This window comes from Kitasatospora sp. NPDC054768, from assembly GCF_053612025.1.
Map to the genome: position 1 here is coordinate 75,982 of NZ_JBSHBN010000004.1, position 18,669 is coordinate 94,650.

19 protein-coding genes are annotated in these 18,669 nt (G+C 75.3%); 7 read left to right on the top strand and 12 right to left on the bottom strand.

Going from position 1 to position 18,669, the window contains the following annotated elements; genetic code table 11:
• Positions 1–15 precede the first annotated feature (15 nt).
• The 3 genes from ACWGKU_RS02145 to nth are packed head-to-tail and all read right to left on the bottom strand — an operon-like array spanning position 16 to position 2,898.
• On the bottom strand, positions 16–1,203 hold the full coding sequence (locus ACWGKU_RS02145; RefSeq protein ID WP_452180503.1) for a MarP family serine protease: 1,188 nt from the start codon (positions 1,201–1,203) through the stop codon (positions 16–18).
• A 46-nt stretch (positions 1,204–1,249) separates the two neighbouring features.
• A complete protein-coding gene (locus tag ACWGKU_RS02150; RefSeq protein ID WP_401054446.1) occupies positions 1,250–2,023 on the bottom strand; it encodes an NUDIX hydrolase in 774 nt (257 codons plus the stop codon).
• Positions 2,020–2,898, bottom strand: coding sequence for an endonuclease III (nth, locus tag ACWGKU_RS02155; protein ID WP_380357878.1), 879 nt, complete (start codon positions 2,896–2,898; stop codon positions 2,020–2,022). The genes ACWGKU_RS02150 and nth overlap by 4 nt, the downstream gene beginning before the upstream one ends.
• 123 nt (positions 2,899–3,021) lie before the next feature.
• On the opposite strand from nth, the gene ACWGKU_RS02160 reads away from it, so the two are divergent.
• Together ACWGKU_RS02160 and ACWGKU_RS02165 are read left to right on the top strand one after the other, a co-directional pair.
• Positions 3,022–3,636 (top strand): response regulator, encoded by a 615-nt coding sequence (locus tag ACWGKU_RS02160; protein WP_380541493.1) that lies wholly within the window; start codon positions 3,022–3,024, stop codon positions 3,634–3,636.
• Between the two features lie 270 nt (positions 3,637–3,906).
• Entirely contained in the window at positions 3,907–6,435 is a 2,529-nt protein-coding gene (locus ACWGKU_RS02165; RefSeq protein ID WP_452180502.1) for an ABC transporter permease, read from the top strand.
• A 14-nt stretch (positions 6,436–6,449) separates the two neighbouring features.
• On the opposite strand, the gene ACWGKU_RS02170 is transcribed toward ACWGKU_RS02165, so the two are convergent.
• From ACWGKU_RS02170 to ACWGKU_RS02180, 3 genes are all read right to left on the bottom strand, one after another.
• Entirely contained in the window at positions 6,450–7,736 is a 1,287-nt protein-coding gene (locus ACWGKU_RS02170) for a sensor histidine kinase (RefSeq protein ID WP_452180501.1), read from the bottom strand.
• A 140-nt stretch (positions 7,737–7,876) separates the two neighbouring features.
• A complete protein-coding gene (locus ACWGKU_RS02175) occupies positions 7,877–8,377 on the bottom strand; it encodes a MarR family winged helix-turn-helix transcriptional regulator (protein ID WP_359901973.1) in 501 nt (166 codons plus the stop codon).
• Positions 8,378–8,419: 42 nt separating this feature from the next.
• On the bottom strand, positions 8,420–10,195 hold the full coding sequence (locus ACWGKU_RS02180; RefSeq protein ID WP_452180500.1) for an FUSC family protein: 1,776 nt from the start codon (positions 10,193–10,195) through the stop codon (positions 8,420–8,422).
• Between the two features lie 164 nt (positions 10,196–10,359).
• Here ACWGKU_RS02180 and ACWGKU_RS02185 point away from each other — a divergent pair, with 164 nt between their 5' ends.
• The 3 genes from ACWGKU_RS02185 (at position 10,360) to ACWGKU_RS02195 (ending at position 12,875) form a co-directional block, all read left to right on the top strand.
• Positions 10,360–11,148 carry an alpha/beta fold hydrolase gene (locus ACWGKU_RS02185; protein ID WP_401047769.1) on the top strand — a complete coding sequence of 263 codons (789 nt, stop codon included), beginning with the start codon at positions 10,360–10,362 and terminating at the stop codon, positions 11,146–11,148.
• A gap of 112 nt (positions 11,149–11,260) precedes the next feature.
• Positions 11,261–11,878: an RraA family protein gene (locus tag ACWGKU_RS02190; protein WP_401047766.1), complete on the top strand. Its 618-nt coding sequence runs from the start codon at positions 11,261–11,263 to the stop codon at positions 11,876–11,878.
• Positions 11,879–12,200: 322 nt separating this feature from the next.
• Complete coding sequence (locus ACWGKU_RS02195) at positions 12,201–12,875, top strand: Crp/Fnr family transcriptional regulator (RefSeq protein WP_030288117.1); 675 nt, start codon at positions 12,201–12,203, stop codon at positions 12,873–12,875.
• Positions 12,876–12,973: 98 nt separating this feature from the next.
• On the opposite strand, the gene ACWGKU_RS02200 is transcribed toward ACWGKU_RS02195, so the two are convergent.
• The 5 genes from ACWGKU_RS02200 to ACWGKU_RS02220 form a co-directional block, all read right to left on the bottom strand.
• Positions 12,974–13,807 (bottom strand): MBL fold metallo-hydrolase, encoded by an 834-nt coding sequence (locus ACWGKU_RS02200; protein ID WP_452181076.1) that lies wholly within the window; start codon positions 13,805–13,807, stop codon positions 12,974–12,976.
• Positions 13,804–13,977, bottom strand: a complete 174-nt coding sequence (locus tag ACWGKU_RS02205; protein ID WP_359905710.1) for a hypothetical protein — start codon at positions 13,975–13,977, stop codon at positions 13,804–13,806. Before ACWGKU_RS02205 ends, ACWGKU_RS02200 begins: the two co-directional genes overlap by 4 nt.
• 104 nt (positions 13,978–14,081) lie before the next feature.
• On the bottom strand, positions 14,082–14,948 hold the full coding sequence (locus tag ACWGKU_RS02210) for an NUDIX hydrolase (protein ID WP_452181077.1): 867 nt from the start codon (positions 14,946–14,948) through the stop codon (positions 14,082–14,084).
• A 115-nt stretch (positions 14,949–15,063) separates the two neighbouring features.
• Positions 15,064–15,531, bottom strand: coding sequence for a RidA family protein (locus ACWGKU_RS02215; RefSeq protein ID WP_452191313.1), 468 nt, complete (start codon positions 15,529–15,531; stop codon positions 15,064–15,066).
• Positions 15,528–15,686: a DUF4177 domain-containing protein gene (locus ACWGKU_RS02220; protein WP_094743074.1), complete on the bottom strand. Its 159-nt coding sequence runs from the start codon at positions 15,684–15,686 to the stop codon at positions 15,528–15,530. Before ACWGKU_RS02220 ends, ACWGKU_RS02215 begins: the two co-directional genes overlap by 4 nt.
• A gap of 244 nt (positions 15,687–15,930) precedes the next feature.
• On the opposite strand from ACWGKU_RS02220, the gene ACWGKU_RS02225 reads away from it, so the two are divergent.
• On the top strand, positions 15,931–17,004 hold the full coding sequence (locus tag ACWGKU_RS02225; RefSeq protein ID WP_401056346.1) for an ArsA-related P-loop ATPase: 1,074 nt from the start codon (positions 15,931–15,933) through the stop codon (positions 17,002–17,004).
• Complete coding sequence (locus ACWGKU_RS02230; protein WP_359905699.1) at positions 17,001–18,173, top strand: ArsA family ATPase; 1,173 nt, start codon at positions 17,001–17,003, stop codon at positions 18,171–18,173. Before ACWGKU_RS02225 ends, ACWGKU_RS02230 begins: the two co-directional genes overlap by 4 nt.
• A gap of 48 nt (positions 18,174–18,221) precedes the next feature.
• Here the strand turns inward: ACWGKU_RS02230 and ACWGKU_RS02235 are convergent, their stop codons facing one another.
• Entirely contained in the window at positions 18,222–18,545 is a 324-nt protein-coding gene (locus tag ACWGKU_RS02235; protein WP_030240986.1) for a WhiB family transcriptional regulator, read from the bottom strand.
• Between the last annotated feature and the right edge of the window lie 124 nt (positions 18,546–18,669).

The following is an 18,669-nucleotide window of genomic DNA, read 5'->3' on the forward strand; positions in this document are numbered from 1 at the left end:
CCCCGCCGGCACCCGTCAGAGCGCGCACCCCTGGGTGTCCGCCCGGCCGATCGCGGCGCCGCCCCGCTCGACGTCCTCGCGCACCTCGGCCGCGGTCAGCACGTAGCCGGTGTCCGCGCTGTCCAGCGACTTGGCGAAGACCACGCCGTACACCTCGCCGTCCGGGGTGAGCAGCGGGCCGCCGCTGTTGCCCTGCCGGACCACCGAGCGCACCGAGTAGACGTCGCGGACCACCTGGCCGCGGTGGTAGATGTCCGGGCCGTTGGCCTGGATCCGGCCGCGGATGCGGGCCGGCTGGACGTTGAAGGCCCCGTTCTCCGGGAAGCCGGCCACGATCGCGCTGTCGTTGGTCTTCGCCTCGCCGGCGAAGGTCAGTGCGGGCGCGTTCAGCTTGGGCACGTCCAGAACGGCGATGTCGCGCTGCCAGTCGTAGCGGACCACCGTCGCGTCGTACAGCTGGCCGACTCCGCCGATCTGCACGGTCGGCTCGTTGACCCCGCCGACCACGTGGGCGTTGGTCATCACCCGGTGCGGGGCGAAGACGAAGCCGCTGCCCTCCAGGGTCTTGCCGCAGGAGGTCGCCGTGCCGACCACCTTGACCAGGCTCTGCCGGGCCCGCGTCACCGCCGGGCTGTTGGCCAGCGCGGGGTCGGGGGTGTCGACCTGGGTGATCGGCTCGTGCTCGAAGGGGTTGAAGACCTGCGGGAAGCCGTTGCGGGCGAGCACCTTGGAGAAGTCCGAGAACCAGTTCGGCGCGTCGCCGGGCAGCGCGTTCTGCACCCCGCCGAGGACCGCCGAGGAGCGCACCTGCTTGGAGACCGTCGGCAGCGACGCCCCGGCCAGTGCCGAACCGATCAGCCAGGCCACCAGCAGCATCGACACGACGTTCACCACCGCGCCGCCGCTCGCGTCCAGTACCCGGGCCGGGCGGCGCCCGATGTGTCCGCGCAGCTTCCAGCCGAAGTGCGCGGTGATCGCCTGGCCGATCGCGGCGAGGACGATCACCACCACGACGGCCACCACCGAGGCCGTGGTGCCCGGGCCGATGTGGTCGAGCACCAGCAGCGGCAGCAGCTCGACGGCGAGCAGGCCGCCGCCGAGGAAGCCGACCAACGAGAGCACGCCGACCACGAAGCCCTGCCGATAGCCCGACACGGCGAATGCCACGGCCGCGGCGATCAGCAGCACATCCAGGACGTTCACTCGGACACCCTCCCACGGTCCGCGCGCCGCACGCGCCGACGTCCGGTCACGAAGCGTCGGCGTCGCCGCCCGGCAGCACCCGGGAGTGTTCGAGGTCTCCCTGGACCAGGGCCAGCGCGTCGTCCGAGAGGTCGACGATCCGGGACGGATCCCAGGGCAGTTCCAGGCCGCCGTGGTGCAGCACCCGGTCGATCACGCCGGCGGTGAAGCCCCAGACCAGCCGCCCGGCGACCGCGAAGGCCGGCCCGATGTGCCCCGACGGGTGGCGCAGCCGCACCCGGTTCGCCGGGTCGGCCAGCTCCGTGATCGTGACCCGGAACACCGCGCCGGTCTCGGCCGCGTCCACCGGGCGCACCGGCGTCTCCTCGCGCCACCAGCCGAGCACCGGGGTCACCACGAAGCTGCTCACCGGGATGTACAGCCGGGGCAGCTCCGCGAACACCTGCACCCCGGCCGGGTCCAGGCCGGTCTCCTCCCAGGCTTCGCGCAGCGCCGCCGCGATCGGGCCCGGGCCGTTCGGATCGCCGTCCTCCGGGTCCAGCACGCCGCCGGGGAAGGACGGCTGGCCGGCGTGCGAGCGCAACGAGCGGGCCCGCTCGATCAGCAGCAGGTCCGGACCCTCCGGTCCCTCGCCGAACAGCATCAGCACGGCCGCCGGCCGGCCGCCCTCGGCCGGTGGCAGGAAGCGGCTCAGCTGCTCCGGCAACACCCGCTCGGCCGCCTCCCGGACCGGTTCCAGCCAGCGCGGCAGCCCGTCCGGCTCGATGCCCCGCGCCACTCCCCCGGCCTCCGGCCCGGGGTGGCCCCACCGCCCGCTCATGCGTCCACCGCCAGGTCCGCGACGTGCCCGTGGTGGCCGGCGGCGTCCGCGCGGGCGGCCGCCTCGCCGGGGAAGTCGGCCGGCGGCCGGAGCCGCTGCCCGGGCCGGCCGCCCATCTCGTACTTCAACAGCTTGCGTGCCTTCTCCGGGTCGGTCTCCCCCTCGCCGTACGAGGGGCAGAGCGGCGCGATCGGGCAGGCGCCGCAGGCGGGCTTCTGGGAGTGGCAGATCCGGCGGCCGTGGAAGACCACCCGGTGCGAGAGCATCGTCCACTCCGACTTCGGGAAGATCTCGGCGACGGCCGCCTCGACCTTCACCGGGTCCTCCTCGGTGGTCCAGCCGAACCGCCGGACCAGCCGCCCGAAGTGGGTGTCCACCGTGATGCCGGGGACCCCGAAGGCGTTGCCGAGGACGACGTTGGCGGTCTTGCGGCCGACGCCGGGCAGGGTCACCAGGTCGGCCAGCCGGCCGGGGACCTCGCCGCCGAACTCGTCGCGCAGCGCTATCGAGAGGCCCAGGAGCGACTTCGCCTTGTTCCGGAAGAAGCCGGTCGGGCGGATGATCTCCTCCAGCTCCTCCGGGTTCGCCGCCGCCATGTCCTCCGGCGTCGGGTACTTCGCGAACAGCGCCGGGGTGGTCTGGTTCACCCGCAGGTCGGTGGTCTGCGCCGACAGCACGGTGGCCACCAGCAGTTGGAACGGGTTCTCGAAGTCCAGCTCCGGATGCGCGTACGGGTACAGCTCCGCCAGCTCGCGGTTGATCCGCCGGGCCCGCCGCACCATCGCCAGGCGCGATTCCGGCTTCCTCGGCTTCACCGCCGCCTTCTTCGCCACCGGCTCCTGCGCCGCGGCCTTCCGGACCTTGCTCTCTGCCATGCACGAAGGCTACGCCGACCGGCGGACCGCTCGCGGCCGATCAAGCACGGAAACCGGTCCTGGCAAGGCCTGTTGTCTAATGAAGTCCGCCCGTGGCCGTCACCTGACAGGGGGAGAGTACGGATGATCAGGGTCCTGCTGGCAGAGGACATGAGCATGGTGCGCGGCGCGCTGGTGGCCCTCCTCGCGTACGAGGAGGACCTGGAGGTCGTCGCCGACGTGGAGCGCGGGGACCTGGTGGTGCCGACCGCCCTGGAGGTGCGCCCGGACGTCGCGGTGCTCGACATCGACCTGCCCGGACTGGACGGGCTGCGGGCGGCGGCCGAACTGCACGAGAAGCTCCCCGGGTGCCGGACGCTGGTCCTCACCGGGCTGGTGCGACCCGCCCACCTGCGCGCCGCGTTCTCCGCCCGCGCGCTCGGCTTCCTCGGGAAGGACGCCCCGGCGCAGGAGCTGGCGGCGGCGATCCGCAAGGTGGCCGCCGGCGAGCGCGTCGTCGACCCGGAGCTGGCGCTGGCCGCCCTGGACACCCGGGAGAACCCGCTGACGCCCCGGGAGTCGGAGGTCCTGCGGCTCGCGGCGCAGGGGGACTCCGCCACCGAGATCGCCGGTCGGCTGTTCATCTCCACGGGCACCGCGCGCAACCACCTGGCCGCCGCGGTGGCCAAGACCGGGGGCCGCGGCCGGGTCGACGCGATCCGGATCGCCGAGGAGATGGGCTGGCTGCCGACGGCGTAGCCCCCCGGCACTCCCCGCGCCCCGCGCCCCACGCCCCACGCCCCACGCCTCACGCTACGCGCTACGCGCTTCGGCGACCGGCACCCCAACACCCGGGCAGTACGGCCCCGCCGGTTCGACGGACCGTGCGTTTCGCATGGATCCGCCCGTGGACGGCCCACAGGACGCCTCAACGAGGCCTCCCTTCGTTGACGAACCGAAATCCGGCCGATGCCCCCGGAACTACGCTCGCGATGTCATCGAGGGCGAACCACCGGGGGGTCGAGCCGCGTGTTGAAGCTGGCCTGGCGAACGGTGCGGGCCCGGAAGGCGGGCTTCGCCGGCGCCTTCACCGCGCTCGTCTGCGCCCTGGTCCTGACCGTCGCCTGCGGGGTCCTGATGGAGTCCGCCCTGCGCGCGGGCACCCCCACCGAGCGCTGGGCCGGGGCCCCGGTGATGGTCGGCGACGGCACCCGCATCCCGGACGCCGGCCCGCTGACCGCGGAACTCGCCCGGCTGCCCGGCGTCACGGCCGCCGTCCCGGAGGTCTCCTTCCCGGCGGCCGTGGTCACCGCCTCCGGGCAGGTCCTCACCGGACCGCAGGGCGGCCCCTCGCTCGGGCACTCCTGGACGAGCGCCGCCCTCACCCCGTTCCGGCTGACCGCCGGCCGCGCCCCGACCGGGCCGGACGAGGTGGTCCTCGACACCGCGACGGCCGCCCGGGCCGGGGTCACGGTCGGCGGCACCGTACGGCTGGCCACCACCGAGGCGCCGCGCGGCTACACCGTGGCCGGACTCGCCGCGCCACCACAGGAGTTGGCCCGTCAGAGCGCGCTCTTCCTCAGCCCCCGGCAGGCCGCCGAGCTCGCCGGGACGGCGGCCGGCGCGGACGCGATCGGGCTCACCGTGCGGGAGGGGGCCGACCTGCGGGCACCGGCCGAGCAGGCCCGGCGGGTACTCGCCGCGGCACGGGACCGCGCCGGCGTGCCGGACTGGTCCGGGCCCCGGGTGCACACCGGCGACGAGCGGGGCGAGCTGGAGTTCTCCGGCGCTCCCGGGCCCGGCGACGGCCTCTCCTCGCTGGCCGGGACGACGGGCGTGCTGTCGCTGTTCGTCGCGGCCTTCGTGGTCGCGGGGGCGCTCGCGCTCTCCATCCAGCAGCGGCTGCGCGAGATGGCCCTGCTGCGGGCGGTCGGCGCCACCACCGGACAGGTGCGACGGATGATCGCCCTGGAGACGCTGGTGCTGACCCTCGCGGCCGCGGTCGTCGGCCTCCCCGCCGGGACCGGCCTCGCCGCGCTGCTGCGGGGCGAACTGGTCGACCGCGGGGTGGTCGGCTCGGACGTGCCGCTGCACATCGGGCCGACCGCCCCGCTGATCGTCCTCGGCGGCGTCGTCGTCACCGCGCAGCTGGCCGTCGCGGCCGCCGCGCGCCGGGCCTCCCGGGTCGAGCCCACCCGGGCGCTGCGCGACGCCTCGGCGCCGCCGCCCGGCATCGGCCGGATCCGGACCGGGCTCGGGCTCGTGACGCTCGCCGGGTCCGGCACGGTGCTGGCCAACTCGACCGACGGCCACCGCGGGGCGGGGACGGCCGAGAGCATGGTGCTGGTGCTGCTGCTCGGGGTGGCCCTGCTCGGACCGCTGATCGGCCGGGTCGCGAGCGTGGCGATCGGCGGGCCGGTGGGCCGGCTCTTCCCGGCGGCCGGCTTCCTCGCCTCGGCCGCGCTGCGGGCCCAGCCGCGCCGCTTCGCCGCCGCCGTCACCCCGCTGGTGCTGGCGGTGGCCTTCACGGGCACGGTGCTGTTCGTCCCAGTGGTCAAGGCCCGGGCCACCGCGGCCGAGGACGGCCGACGGCTGCTCGCCGACCACGTGGTCCAGGCCGTCGGGATCGGCCTGCCGCCGGAATTCACCGCCGCGGTACGGCGGTTGCCGGGCGTCGCGGCGGCCGACGGCACGGTCTCCACGACCGTCCGAGCCTCCGTCGGGGACGTCGACCAGTACGGGCTGACCGCCCGGATCGTCGAGCCGCGGGGGCTCGCGGAGCTGGTCGACCCGGGGGTGACGGCCGGCTCGTTGGACGGGCTGCGCGACGCGGACATCGCGCTGGGGCAGCGGACGGCCGCCGCGCTCAAGGCCGGCGTCGGCAGCACCGTCCGGATCGCATGGCCGGACGGCACCGGCGGCACCGCGACGGTGGCCGCCGTGTACGACCACGACGCGCGGTTCGCGGACGCCCTGCTGCCCGCCCCCTTCGCCGCCGCCCATGCCCCGGACCCGCTCACGCCGACCGTCCTGGTCCGTACCGCCCCCGGAACCGACCCCCGGCAGGTCGGCCGGGAACTCCACGACCTCACCGCGGCCTACCCGATGGCCCGGGTCGGCGACCGGGCCGAGTACGACGCGGCCCGCAGACAGCGGCAGGAGTCCGCCACCGCGGTCGGACGGCTGTTGCTCGGCATGATCGGCCTGTTCACCGCGATCGCCGTGGTCAACACCCTGGTGATGGCCACCGGCGAGCGGCGACGCGAGTTCGCGCTGCTGCGGCTGGTGGGCACCACGCGGCCGCAGGTGCTGCGGATGGCGGCCTGGGAGGGCGGGATCACGGTCGCGGTGGCTCTCGCCCTCGGTGCGGCGGTCACCGCCGCCGTCCTGGTCCCGGTCAGCCTGGCGCTCACCGGGACGGCCTGGCCCGCGCCGCCCGGGAGTTGGGTGGCCGCGGTGCTGGGCGGGGCGGCGCTGCTGGGGATGGGCACCGTCCTGCTGACCACCCGGCTGGCGCTGCGCCGGAAGCCGGTCGAGATGATGGGGATGCGCGAGTAGCGGCGCGGGCCCGGTCAGGCGGCGCGGGCGGCCTCCCGGGCGGGCGCGGCCTCGACGACGGCCGTGAGGTGGAACCAGCCCGCTCCGTCCCGCTCGGCGGTCAGCCGGCCGCCGACGGCCCGCAGCCGCTCGGTGAGGTTCCCGATGCCGTGGCCGCCGCCCTCCGACCCGGGCCCGCCGCCCTCCTCGCGCGGAGCGCCGCCCGGTTCGCCTGCCGGAGCACCGCCCGGCTCACCCGGAGCGCCGCCCGGTTCGCGCGGCACGCCGTCGTTGGAGACCACCAGGCGCACCGTGCCGAGCCCGTCCCGGCCGGCCCGGATCCCGCAGCGCCGGGCCGCGCTGTGCCGCAGCAGGTTGGTGACCGCCTCGCGCAGCACGGTGGCCAGCACCGCGTCGAGTTCGGGCCGCAGCCCCTCGCAGTCCAGTTCGGCCTCGACCCCGATCCCGGCCGCCCGCAGCACCGAGACCGCCGAACGCGCCTCCCGCGCCAGGGACATCCCGAGGTCGCCGCTGGGGAGCCGGCGGGTGTCCGCCATCGCCTGCCGCACCAGTGCCAGCACCTCGGAGATCTCCGCGCGGGCGCGTTCCGGCTCGTCCGCGGCCAGCCGTTCGGCGAGCTGGCACTTCAGCGCCGCCACCGAGAGGCTGGAGCCGAGCAGGTCGTGCAGGTCGCGCGCGAAACGCAGCCGTTCCCGGTCCACCGCGAGTTCGGCCAGCTCGGTCCGGGCCGCCCTCAACTCGGCTGTCAGGTCGGCGAGTCGTGCCACCCCGTAGACCACGATGCCGCCCACGGCGGTGGACACCGACGCATTGACGCACTGGCCGGGGTTCCCGCCCAGTGCCGCGCAGAGCGGGTACTGGGCGGCCACCAGTGCGACGAACAGCATCCAGGAACGCGGCAACGCGACCGTCAGCAGCACCGAACCGGCGAATGACCCGGGGATGCCGACCCACGCCCCGTCGAAGAACAGGAACGGCAGGTAGGTGAGCACCCCGTGGACGACCAGGCTCCACGGCCACCAGCGCCGCGCCAGACGCCACGGACCGGCGTGCCCGATCTGCAGGCCGAGCAGGACCAGCAGCAGCGCGACGGCGGGCAGTTGGTAGGCCAGGCCGTCGTGGTTGCGGACCGTGGCCAGCGCCGAGGCGGCGCAGAAGCCGACGGCGACCATGACCACGATGCCCCGGGTGAGCCGCGCGAGCGGGTCACCGGAGCCGCCGGAGCCACCGAAGCGCCCGAAGCCGCCGGGGTGCTTCGGACGGGAGCGATCGGCGTCGGTTCGGTCCGCGCTGTGGCCCAAGGGGAACTCCCGGTAGACGGCTCGACACACCGCGCGCCCAGCGGGAGCCCGCCGCGCACCCGGCGCCCCCGTGCGCCCGCACCACGAGCATAGTTTCCCGCCGGAGCACCACCGTTGACGCTCCGCCACGGTTCGCCGGCTCAGGCCGGGGTGCGGCCGATCGTCCCCTCAAGGCTGTTCAGCAGGCCGCTGAGGGCCTCGGCGAGCCGGTCCTGCTCGGCGGGGGTGAGTCCGGCCAGCAGGGCGCGGTCGTAGGCGACGAGCTCCTGGATCAGACCGTCCACCAGCGTCCGGCCCTCCTCGGTGAGCGCGAGGTGGGCGACCCGGCGGTCCCGGTCGTCGGTGCGGCGGCTGACCAGGCCGCGCTCCTCCAGCAGCCGCAGGCGCTTGGTGACGGCGGCCCCGGAGGCGAAGCTCTCCCGGGCCAGCTGGGTGGGGGTCAGCTCGCGGTCGAGGCGGAGCAGGGCGCCGAGGATGTCGAACTCGGCGCGGGTGAGGCCGGCCCGGGTGAGCGGGTCGGGGGTCTGCTGGAGCAGCGCGGCGCAGCGGTTGATCCGGCCGAGGACGGCGATCGGACCGGTGTCCAGCCCCGGGTAGGCCCGCTCCCACTGGCGCAGCACACCTGCGACGACGTCCTCCACGTGTGCTGCTCCCGTTCTGCGGCCTGCCGTTCGGCTTCGATCCTAGGGCGTGCCCGTCGCGGCCCCGGCCGTGCCCGTCGCGGCCCCGGCCGTGCCCGTCGCGGCCCGGGCCGTGTCCGGCAGGGCCGGGCCGGGATCGGACAGGCCGTCGCGGCCGCGGTGTTCCAGCAGCGCGGCCAGCAGGTGGTGGGCCTGCTGCTCGGTGGCGGTGGCGCGCTGGTGCGGGAGGGCGGGTCGGCGCCACTCGCCGGCGGCGGTGTCGGTGGCCTCGCGCAGCTCCAGCAGGGCCGCGGCGAGGCCGGTACGGGCGGCGAGGGCGTCCGGGGTGCTCCCGGCCGCGACGGCCCGGACGCCCGGGACGGACGAGGCGGGCGCGACGGGCGGGGCGGGCGAGGCGGCGCGGACGGCGGCCGACGCGCGGTGGCCGGCCGCCTCCGCTCCGGCGAGCGCGCGGGTCAGCCGGGCGGCGGTGCGGCGGTTGGTGACCAGCAGGCAGGCCGCGAGGCCGGCGAGCGCCCCGACGCAGGTGTCCAGCCAGCGGTCGGCGATCAGCGCCCCGGCCGGCTGCGGGCCCGCGAACTCCGTCATCAGCAGCGCCATCGGGGTCACGAAGACCGTCGCCAGCCAGTAGCTGCGGGCGATCGTCGCCTCCGCCCCGAACTGGCAGACCAGCCCGAGTCCGATCAGCGCCACCGGGCCGGTGTGCGCGACGGGCAGCGCGGCGGTGAACAGCAGCAGGCCGAGCAGGTTGCCCAGCACCCGCTGCAGCGCGCGCTGCCAGGACAGCGTGCTGTTGGCCTGGAACACCGAGGCCGCGGTGACCACCGCCCAGTACGGCCGGCCGACGCCGAGCGCCAGCGAGATCCACCCGGCACCGGCGCAGCCGACGGCGACCCGCAGCGCGATCGGCAGCAGCGCCGAGCCGGGCCGCAGCGCCCGCCGGAGCGGCGGTCGGGGGCCGGGACGGCGGACGGAAGGCTCGGCCGCCTCCGCCTCGGTGAGGTCGAGCGTCGGCAGCGGGCGGCCGCGCCGCAGGTCGCGGGCCAGGTCGAGGTACCGCGCGGCGTCGGCGGGCCGGTCCGGTCCGGCCAGTGCGGCCTCCGCGCGCACCAGCAGCCGCTCGGGCGCGTCGCCGAGGGCGCGCCGCCGGGACGGGGTGGAGAGCGCGAGGCTCTGCCAGGCCGCCTCGACCGCGCCGACCAGGGCGGTTCGGGCGGCGGCGTCCGGCTCCGGCCGGCCGGGCCCGGGCCGCAGCAGCCGGGCGGCGGCCTCCAGGGCGCGGGCGGTGGCGATCCGCTCGGGCCCGTACGGGCGCACCAGGGCCGGGGCCATGCAGACCAGCCAGGCCAGCGCGGCGCCGAGCGCGGTGAGCGCCAGGTGCGGCGGGACCTCGGCGAGCCGTTGCGGGAGGAAGGCGCAGCTGGCGGAGGTGAAAGTGATGATCAGACTGCCGGGCGGGCCGATCCGGGCGGCGTCGCAGAGCAGCTTGTGCAGGGCGGCGAGCACCGCCGCCACCGCGACCAGGACGGCGGCGTCGCGGGTCAGTGCGGCGGCGGTGAGGGCGGCGCCGGTGCTGAGCACGGTGCCGAGCAGCACGCCGGCCAGCGTCCGGGCCCGGGCCCGGTAGGGCAGGCCGTGCCCGTACAGCGCGCCCAGGCCGCCGGCCGAGGTGTAGAGGGCGAGGTCGAGCCGGCCGAGGCCGAGCAGGGTGAGGTTGAGCGCGCCGAGGGTGACCACGGCGCTGAGCGCGGGCTTGTGCCAGCCGTCCCCGGCCGGACCGACCCGAAGTGCCTGGCGGAACTGGGCGGTTGTGACCATACAAAAAGGTTAGCAGGTAATTTACCCGTGAAACATATAGCCGCTCGGACACCCCGCCACAGGGCTCCGGAAGCTCCGGAAGAAAATTTCGGCCGGAGCGATGAGTTCTGCGGCGAACCCCGGTCTACCTCCACAACCGACTCGTACGACAGCAAGGAACACCCATGAGCACCGTGGTCTCCACCGACGGCACCGTCCTCGCCTTCTCCGTCACCGGCTCCGGCCCCGCCGTCGTCCTGGTCGACGGCGCACTGTGCCACCGCGGCATGGGGCCGAGCGCCTCGATCGCCGAACAGCTGGCGGCGCGGCACACCGTGTGGACCTACGACCGGCGCGGTCGCGGCGACAGCGGGGACACCCCGCCCTTCGCGGTGGAGCGCGAGATCGAGGACCTGGCCGCCGTCATCGCGGCGGCGGGCGGCTCGGCCCACGTCCTCGCCCACTCCTCCGGCGCCGCACTCGCGCTGCGGGCCGCCGCCGCGGGCACCGGCATCACCCGACTCGCCGTCTACGAGCCGCCGTTCAGCACCGGGGAGGCGCAGAGCGAGCGCTTCCGCCAGTACGTCGCCGAGCTGACGGCGGCGCTCGCCGAGGGGCGCCGCGGGGACGCGGTCGCGGCCCTCATGGTCTACGCCGGGACGCCGGCGGAGATGGTGGACGGGATGCGCGGCGCGCCGGTGTGGCCGCTGTTCGAGGCGGTCGCACCGACCCTGGCGTACGACGCGGCGGCGCTCGGCGACCGGACCGGCGCGGTCGTCCCGGTCGACCTGCTGGCCACGATCGCCGTGCCGACCCTGGTCCTGGACGGCGGCGCCAGCCCGGAGACGCTGCGGGCCCCGGCCCGCGCGGTGGCGGCGGCCGTGCCGGACGCCGAGTACCGGACGCTGGACGGCCAGACCCACGAGGTGTCCGCCGAGGTGCTGGCGCCGGAACTGCTGAAGTTCTACGCCTGACGCGCGGCCCGGGGGCACCGTCCAGTCTTCCGGCGATCACCGGAGTCGCGTCACCGGCGCACGACCAACGACGGACAATCACCGACGGACGACCAACGACGGACGAGGAAGCATGGACGAGGACTTCAAGGACATCCCCACCACCACCCTGGCCGACGTCCTGGGCCGCGCCCAGGTCATGGACGCCGGCCTGCGACCGCTGTGGACGGGCATGCCCCGGGTGGCCGGACCGGCCTTCACCGTGCGGTGCCCGCCCGGCGACAACCTGATGCTGCACGCGGCGATCCACCGGGCCGGGCCCGGCTCGGTGATCGTGGTGGAGTCCGGCGACCTGGACCACGCGCTGGCCGGCGGCAACGTCTGCGCGGTGGCGCAGCGCCGGGGCGTGGCGGCCTTCGTGGCCGACGGCCTGATCCGGGACCTCGCCGAGGTGCGGGAGCTGGCCTTCCCGGTCTTCGCCCGCGGGGTGATCCCGATCCCCGGGGCGAAGGAGCGGCTGGGCACCCACGGCGCCCCGGTGACCTGCGGCGGGGTGTCGGTGGCGGCCGGCGACACCGTGGTGGCCGACGAGGAGGGTGTCGTGGTGGTGCCCGCCGCCGAGCGGGCGCGGGTCCTGGAGGCGGCCCGGGCGAGGCTGGCCAAGGAGGCGGCCGAGACCCTGGACGACTGGGAGGCCGCGCACCGCGCCCGGATCGACCGGGCCCTCGCCGAGCTGGGCTTCACCGGCTGATCACCCGGCTCCGGTACGGTCCGCCCCCCGGTCCGCCCGGCGCGCGTCGCCGGGCGGACCGGCGGCGGGACACGCCCGCACGGCGGGGCCCGCTTCCCTGTTCGAATCGGATGGACAAAGGTTCGACCGGCGGCCTCCCCCGGGCTCCCGTCACCGGGTCCGGCCGGTGATCCACCGGTACGAATGGCCCCGCACGGCGCACCTCGGCACACCCCCTCCTCATATGATCGGAGCGACATGCGCCATGCTTGGTGATGCAGAACACTGAACGGAACTTGCGCCGGACGGCCCACCCGCCGTACGGCCGAGAAGGAGGAAGCACGTGGACGACGTTCTGCGGCGCGCCGCACTCTTCGCGGCACTCGACGACGAACAGGCCGGCGAGCTGCGCGCTTCCATGACCGAGGTCACCCTCGCCCGTGGGGAGTCGCTGTTCCACGAGGGCGACCCGGGCGACCGGCTGTACGTCGTGGCGGAGGGCAAGGTCAAGCTGCACCGCGCCTCGCCGGACGGCCGCGAGAACATGCTGGCCGTGCTCGGCCCCAGCGAGATGATCGGCGAGCTGTCGCTGTTCGACCCGGGCCCGCGCACCGCGACCGCCAGCGCGCTGACCGAGGTCAAGCTGCTGGGCCTCGGCCACGGCGACCTCCAGCCCTGGCTGCACGCCCGCCCCGAGGTCTCCATCGCGCTGCTGCGGGCCATCGCCCGCCGCCTGCGCCGCACCAACGACGTGATGTCCGACCTGGTCTTCTCCGACGTGCCCGGCCGCGTCGCCAAGGCCCTGCTGGACCTCTCCCGCCGGTTCGGCGTGCAGTCCGAGGAGGGCATCCACGTCGCCCACGACCTCACCCAGGAGGAGCTGGCCCAGCTGGTCGGCGCCTCCCGCGAGACGGTCAACAAGGCGCTCGCCGACTTCGCCGGCCGCGGCTGGCTGAAGCTGGAGGCCCGCGCGGTGGTGCTGCTGGACGTCGAGCGGCTGTCGCGCCGCTCGCGCTGACGCCGGCGAAACGCCGCTGACGCCCGCGAACGCGGAGGGGCCCGTCCGGATCGGACGGGCCCCTCCGCGTTCACCCCCGCGTTCCCGCGTTCAGGGGATCACTCGGCGCCCGGGATCAGCCCGTGGTCCTCCAGGTAGTCCAGCTGGGCCCGCACCGACAGCTCGGCGGCCGGCCACAGCGCCCGGTCCACGTCGGAGTAGACCCGGGCCACCACCTCGGGCGCGGTCCGGCAGCCCGCCTCGACCGCGGTCTCCACCTGGGCGAGCCGGGCGGCCCGGTGGGCCAGGTAGAAGTCGACGGCGCCCAGCGCGTCCCCGAGCACCGGGCCGTGGCCGGGCAGCACCGTGCGCACGCCGTGCTGGGAGGCCATGGTGTGCAGCCGGCGCAGCGAGTCCAGGTAGTCGCCCAGCCGGCCGTCGGGGTGCGCGACCATCGTGGTGCCGCGGCCGAGCACGGTGTCGCCGGTGAGCACCGCACCGTCGTCCGGCAGGTGGAAGGTCAGCGAGTCCGAGGTGTGCCCCGGGGTGGCCACCACCCGCAGGTCGAGGCCGCCGACGTCCAGGCGCTGGCCGCCCACCAGGCCCTCCGAGCCCAGCCGGTGCGCCGGGTCCAGGGCCCGCACCTCGGAGCCGGTCAGCTCGGCGAAGCGGGCCGCGCCCTCGGAGTGGTCGGCGTGGCCGTGGGTGAGCAGGGTCAGCGCGATCCGCTTGCCCCGCTCCCGCGCGAGGTCGACCACCCGGCGCAGGTGGCCCTCGTGCAGCGGGCCCGGGTCGATCACCACCGCGAGGTCCGAGCCGGGCTCGGAGAGCAGCCAGGTGTTGGTGCCGTCCAGCGTCATCGGCGACGGGTTCGGTGCCAGCACGCACAGCGCCCGAGGGGTGGCCTCGCCGCCGACGGCGGCGGCGGGGTCGCCCGGCAGGAGTCCGCTCACCGGCCGCCTCCGCCGTCTCGGTGCAGGGCCCGCAGCGGCAGTGCCCGGACGAGGGCGCGCTGCGCCACCTCGACGAACGGGACCTGGCTCACGCAGGCGGGGTCACGGGGAGTCAGACGGCGGGCGGGCATCTCGGGCGCCGTCCGGCGAGCCACGTCGTTGTGGGTCATCGGGCGTCGGTCCTCTCTCTGCGTCGGTACGGGAAGGTCGCGTCCTGCGGGGTGTACGACCCGCAGCCGGTACGGGGGCCCGGGAGGCCCCACCGGTGGAACGGTCAGGAGCCCTCGGGGAACTCCCCGTCGATGGTCAGTTCCTGGTAGCCGGGCCAGCGGACCGTCAGGCGGTCGCCGCGGATCTCGGCCCGGCCCAGGACCGGCGTCAGCGGGCGGTCGGCGGCCGCGGCCAGTGCCTCGGCCGCGGTCCGGGCCGAGGACAGCTCGCGCAGCACCGTCACGGTCGGCGGCAGCATGCCGAACCGGCCCTCCCGGTGGCCGCGCACCGCCTCGGCGGGGGTCAGCCAGGCGACCCGGTCGGCCTCGCCGACCTCCAGGGCCGCGCGCTGGCCGGCCGGCAGCGCGGCGACGAAGAACCAGGTGTCGTAGCGCCGTTCCTCGAACTCGGGGGTGATCCAGCGGGCCCAGCCGCTCAGCAGGTCGCTGCGCAGCACCAGGCCGTGGTCGCGGAGGAATTCGGCGAAGGACAGCTCGTGCGCCTCCAGCGCGGCCCGCTCGGCGGACCAGTCGCGCGGCGCGGCGACGCTGTCGGCGTCCGGGCCGGCCAGCAGCACGCCGGCCTCCTCGAAGGTCTCCCGGACGGCCGCGCAGACCACCGCCCGCGCCGTCCGGGCGTCCACCCCGAGCCGTCGCGCCCATTCCCCGGGCGTCGGCCCGGCCCAGCCCGGCTCGACCTCGGCGTCCCGCGGGTCCACCCCGCCGCCGGGGTAGGCGTACATCCCGGCCGCGAAGGCCATCGAGGTGCGCCTGCGCAGCAGGTAGGCCTCCGGCCCCCCGGCGGCGTCGCGCAGCAGCACGACGGTGGCGGCGGGCCTGGGCACCGGCGGGGTCACCGCGCCGGATGCGACCGCCCGGATCCGGGCGGGCCAGCCGGGCGGCATCGGGAGCGTCGTCGCTCGATGGTCCATGCCCGGATGCTAGGGCGTGCCCGGCGATTCCCGCCAGGCTCACGGATCGATCGGACACACTCCGGCCACACGGGGGCGGGGCCGGACAGGCCCGGCCCCGCCCCCGCGATCACGTTCAGACGGTCTTGACGCGCACCACGAGCTCGACCTCGACCGGGGCGTCCAGCGGCAGCACCGCGACGCCGACGGCGCTGCGGGCGTGCACGCCCGCAGCGCCCAGCACCTTGCCGAGCAGCTCGCTGGCGCCGTTGACGACGGCCGGGACACCGATGAAGTCGGGGGCGGCGGCGACGAAGCCGACGACCTTGACGACCCGCTCGATCCGGTCGAGGTCGCCGATCACGGACTTCACGGCGGCCAGGGCGTTCAGCCCGCAGATCTGCGCGAGGTCCTTGGCCTCCTCCGGGGAGACCTCGGCACCGACCTTGCCGGTGGTCGGCAGCTTGCCGCCGACCACCGGGAGCTGGCCGGAGGTGAACACGAGGTCGCCGGAGTGCACGGCCGGCACGTAGGCGGCGACCGGGGCGGCCACCGGAGGCAGGGTCAGACCCAGCTCGGCGAGCTTCTCCTCGACCTTGCTCATGCGTTCTTCTCCCGCTTGAAGTAGGCCACCAGCTGCTCCGGGTTCGGGCCGGGCACGACCTGGACGAGCTCCCAGCCGTCCTCGCCGAAGTTGTCCAGGATCTGCTTGGTGGCGTGCACCAGCAGGGGCGCCGTCATGTATTCCCACTTGGTCATGGCCAGACTCTAGACGAGCCGTCGCGGTGATCCGCTCCGACGGCCGCGAGGCGTGTGAGGTGGGGCACAAAGAGGGCATGATCCGGCCTGACGGCCCAGGTGCTCCGGGCATCCGGTGCGCTCCCTGGTTACCCTCGCGAGAGGGCACCCTGGTGAAGGGCACCCCCGTCGGGAGGGGACCCTGGTGAGGGGCACCCTCGTCAGGAGGGGACGCCCGTAGGACGGAGACGGACGGAGACGGAGCGTGGCACGCACCCCCGGCCAGGCGGCCCGGCGCGACCCCGACTGGGAGGGCGTCCGGCTGCACGTGGTCAGCGGCAAGGGCGGCACCGGGAAGACCACGCTGGCCGCGGCGCTGGCCCTGGCGCTCGCCGCCGACGGCGGACGGGTGCTGCTGATCGAGGTCGAGGGCCGGCAGGGCATCGCCGAGCTGTTCGGGATCGCCGCGCTGCCGTACGAGGAGCGCCGGATCGCCTCGGTCTCCCGCGCCCAGCTGGGGCTACCCGCCGGTGGGGGCGGGCCCGGCGAGGTCTTCGCGCTGGCGATCGACACCGAGCTGGCGCTGCTGGAGTACCTGGAGATGTTCTACAAGCTCGGCCGGGCCGGGAAGGCGCTCCAGAAGGTCGGCTTCGTCGACTTCGCCACCACCATCGCGCCCGGTGTGCGGGACGTCCTGCTCACCGGCAAGGCCTGCGAGGCGACCAGGCGCAAGGACCCGGCCGGCCGGCGGCGCTACGACGCGGTGGTCATGGACGCCCCGCCGACCGGGCGGCTGGCCAGGTTCCTGAACGTCAACGCGGAGGTCGCCGGGCTGGCCCGGATCGGCCCGATACACACCCAGGCGCAGGCCGTGATGCGGGTGCTGAAGTCGCCGGAGACCGCGGTGCACCTGGTCACCCTGCTGGAGGAGATGCCGGTGCAGGAGACGGTCGACGGCATCGGGGAGCTGCGCGAGGCGAAGCTCCCGGTGGGCGGGGTGATGGTCAACATGGTCCGGCCGCCGGTGCTGGACGCGGCGGCGGTGGCCGCGGTGGACGGGGACCACCGCGAGGAGGTCGCCGTGGCGCTCGGCGAGGCCGGGCTCGGCGGCCGCACGCGCGCCGCGGAGAAGGTCCGGGCGGCGGTGGAGCCGCTGATCGACCCCCTGCTGGCGCAGGCCAGGGAGCACGCCGAGCGGGTCGAGCTGGAGCGCGCGCAGCGCGCCGACATCCAGCAGCTGCGGCTCCCGACGTACGAACTGCCGCTGCTGGGCGAGGGCGTGGACCTCGGCGGGCTGTACCGGCTGGCGGGCGAACTGAAGCGGCAGGGGGCGGCATGACCTCGAACAGCGGGGTACGGAGCACCGGGCGGCGACTCGCGGTGGACGAGCTGATCGACGACCCGAAGACCAGGATCATCGTCTGCTGCGGCTCCGGCGGCGTCGGCAAGACCACCACCGCCGCGGCGCTCGGCCTGCGGGCGGCCGAGCGCGGCCGCAAGGTCGTGGTGCTGACCATCGACCCGGCCCGCCGGCTCGCCCAGTCGATGGGCCTGACCGAACTCGACAACACCCCCCGGGTGGTCAAGGGGGTCACCGGCGACGGCGAGCTCCAGGCCATGATGCTGGACATGAAGCGGACCTTCGACGAGGTCGTGCTGGCCCACGCCGAGCCCGAGCGGGCCAAGGCGATCATGGAGAACCCCTTCTACCAGTCCCTGTCGGCCGGCTTCGCGGGCACGCAGGAGTACATGGCGATGGAGAAGCTCGGGCAGCTGCGCGCCGCCGAGGAGTGGGACCTGATCGTCGTGGACACCCCGCCGTCCCGCTCGGCACTGGACTTCCTGGACGCGCCCAACCGGCTCGGATCCTTCCTGGACGGCCGGGTGATCCGGATCCTCACCGCCCCGGCCAAGGTCGGCGGGCGCAGCGCGATGCGCTTCCTGAACGTCGGGATGGGACTGCTCACCGGCACTCTGGGCAAGATCTTCGGTGCTCAGCTGCTGACCGACGTGCAGACCTTCGTCAGCGCGATGGACTCGATGTTCGGCGGCTTCCGGGAGCGCGCGGACCGTACGTACCAGCTGCTCAAGGCGCCGGGCACGGCGTTCCTGGTGGTGGCCGCGCCGGAGCGGGACGCGCTGCGCGAGGCGGCGTACTTCGTGGACCGGCTGGCCGCGGACCGGATGCCGCTGGCCGGGCTGGTGCTCAACCGGGTGCACGACACGGGGGCACCGCAGCTCACCGCGGAGCGGGCGCTGGCGGCCGCCGAGGCCCTGGAGGAGAACGGCTCGGAGCACGCCTCGCCCGCTGCGGAACTGCTCGCGGCCGGGCTGCTGCGACTGCACGCCGAACGGATGCAGATCATGGGGCGCGAACGCCGCACCCGCGACCGCTTCGTCTCGGTGTACCCGGACGTGCCGATCGTGGAGGTGCCGGCGCTGCCGGGCGACGTGCACGACCTGGACGGGCTCCGGGCCATCGGGGACCGGCTCAACGGCGCGGTGTAGCCCGTGCCCGAGGGCCGACCGGCCCGGACCGCGCGGTGGCGGTAGGGCTCAGCCCGCCTGGGCGTAGTCCGTCAGTATCACTCCGGTCGCGAGGGACTCCTCGTACTCGGTGCGTGCCGTCTCCAGCAACCTCCGCCACGAGATGACGGTCGGGCGGCGGCGCAGCAGCGCACGGCGCTCGCGCTCCGTCATCCCGCCCCACACCCCGAACTCCACCCGGTTGTCCAGGGCGTCCGCGAGGCACTCCGTCCGGACGGGGCAGCCGCTGCACACCGCCTTCGCGCGGTTCTGCGCCGCCCCCTGGACGAACAGTTCGTCCGGATCACTCGTGCGGCAGGCGGCCTGCGCACTCCAGTCGTCAACCCAGCCCATGCCGGCGCCGTCCTCTCCCGTTTCGAGGCTCCCCCACGGCGGCAACGGCATATTCACCGTTGCCAGTTGAGGACGTTACGGAAGAACGACAGCTTGCAACAGCCCCTTCGGGCTCAATCTCGAA

What these genes read in the sequence shown, in the direction of transcription:
- ACWGKU_RS02160 (WP_380541493.1), top strand. Translation starts at nt 3,022, where the DNA reads ATGATCAGGGTCCTGCTGGCAGAGGACATGAGCATGGTGCGCGGCGCG.
- ACWGKU_RS02150 (WP_401054446.1), bottom strand. Translation starts at nt 2,023, where the DNA reads ATGAGCGGGCGGTGGGGCCACCCCGGGCCGGAGGCCGGGGGAGTGGCG.
- ACWGKU_RS02215 (WP_452191313.1), bottom strand. Translation starts at nt 15,531, where the DNA reads ATGAGCAAGGTCGAGGAGAAGCTCGCCGAGCTGGGTCTGACCCTGCCT.
- ACWGKU_RS02220 (WP_094743074.1), bottom strand. Translation starts at nt 15,686, where the DNA reads ATGACCAAGTGGGAATACATGACGGCGCCCCTGCTGGTGCACGCCACC.
- ACWGKU_RS02230 (WP_359905699.1), top strand. Translation starts at nt 17,001, where the DNA reads ATGACCTCGAACAGCGGGGTACGGAGCACCGGGCGGCGACTCGCGGTG.
- nth (WP_380357878.1), bottom strand. Translation starts at nt 2,898, where the DNA reads ATGGCAGAGAGCAAGGTCCGGAAGGCCGCGGCGCAGGAGCCGGTGGCG.
- ACWGKU_RS02190 (WP_401047766.1), top strand. Translation starts at nt 11,261, where the DNA reads ATGGACGAGGACTTCAAGGACATCCCCACCACCACCCTGGCCGACGTC.
- ACWGKU_RS02210 (WP_452181077.1), bottom strand. Translation starts at nt 14,948, where the DNA reads ATGGACCATCGAGCGACGACGCTCCCGATGCCGCCCGGCTGGCCCGCC.
- ACWGKU_RS02180 (WP_452180500.1), bottom strand. Translation starts at nt 10,195, where the DNA reads ATGGTCACAACCGCCCAGTTCCGCCAGGCACTTCGGGTCGGTCCGGCC.
- ACWGKU_RS02205 (WP_359905710.1), bottom strand. Translation starts at nt 13,977, where the DNA reads ATGACCCACAACGACGTGGCTCGCCGGACGGCGCCCGAGATGCCCGCC.
- ACWGKU_RS02185 (WP_401047769.1), top strand. Translation starts at nt 10,360, where the DNA reads ATGAGCACCGTGGTCTCCACCGACGGCACCGTCCTCGCCTTCTCCGTC.
- ACWGKU_RS02235 (WP_030240986.1), bottom strand. Translation starts at nt 18,545, where the DNA reads ATGGGCTGGGTTGACGACTGGAGTGCGCAGGCCGCCTGCCGCACGAGT.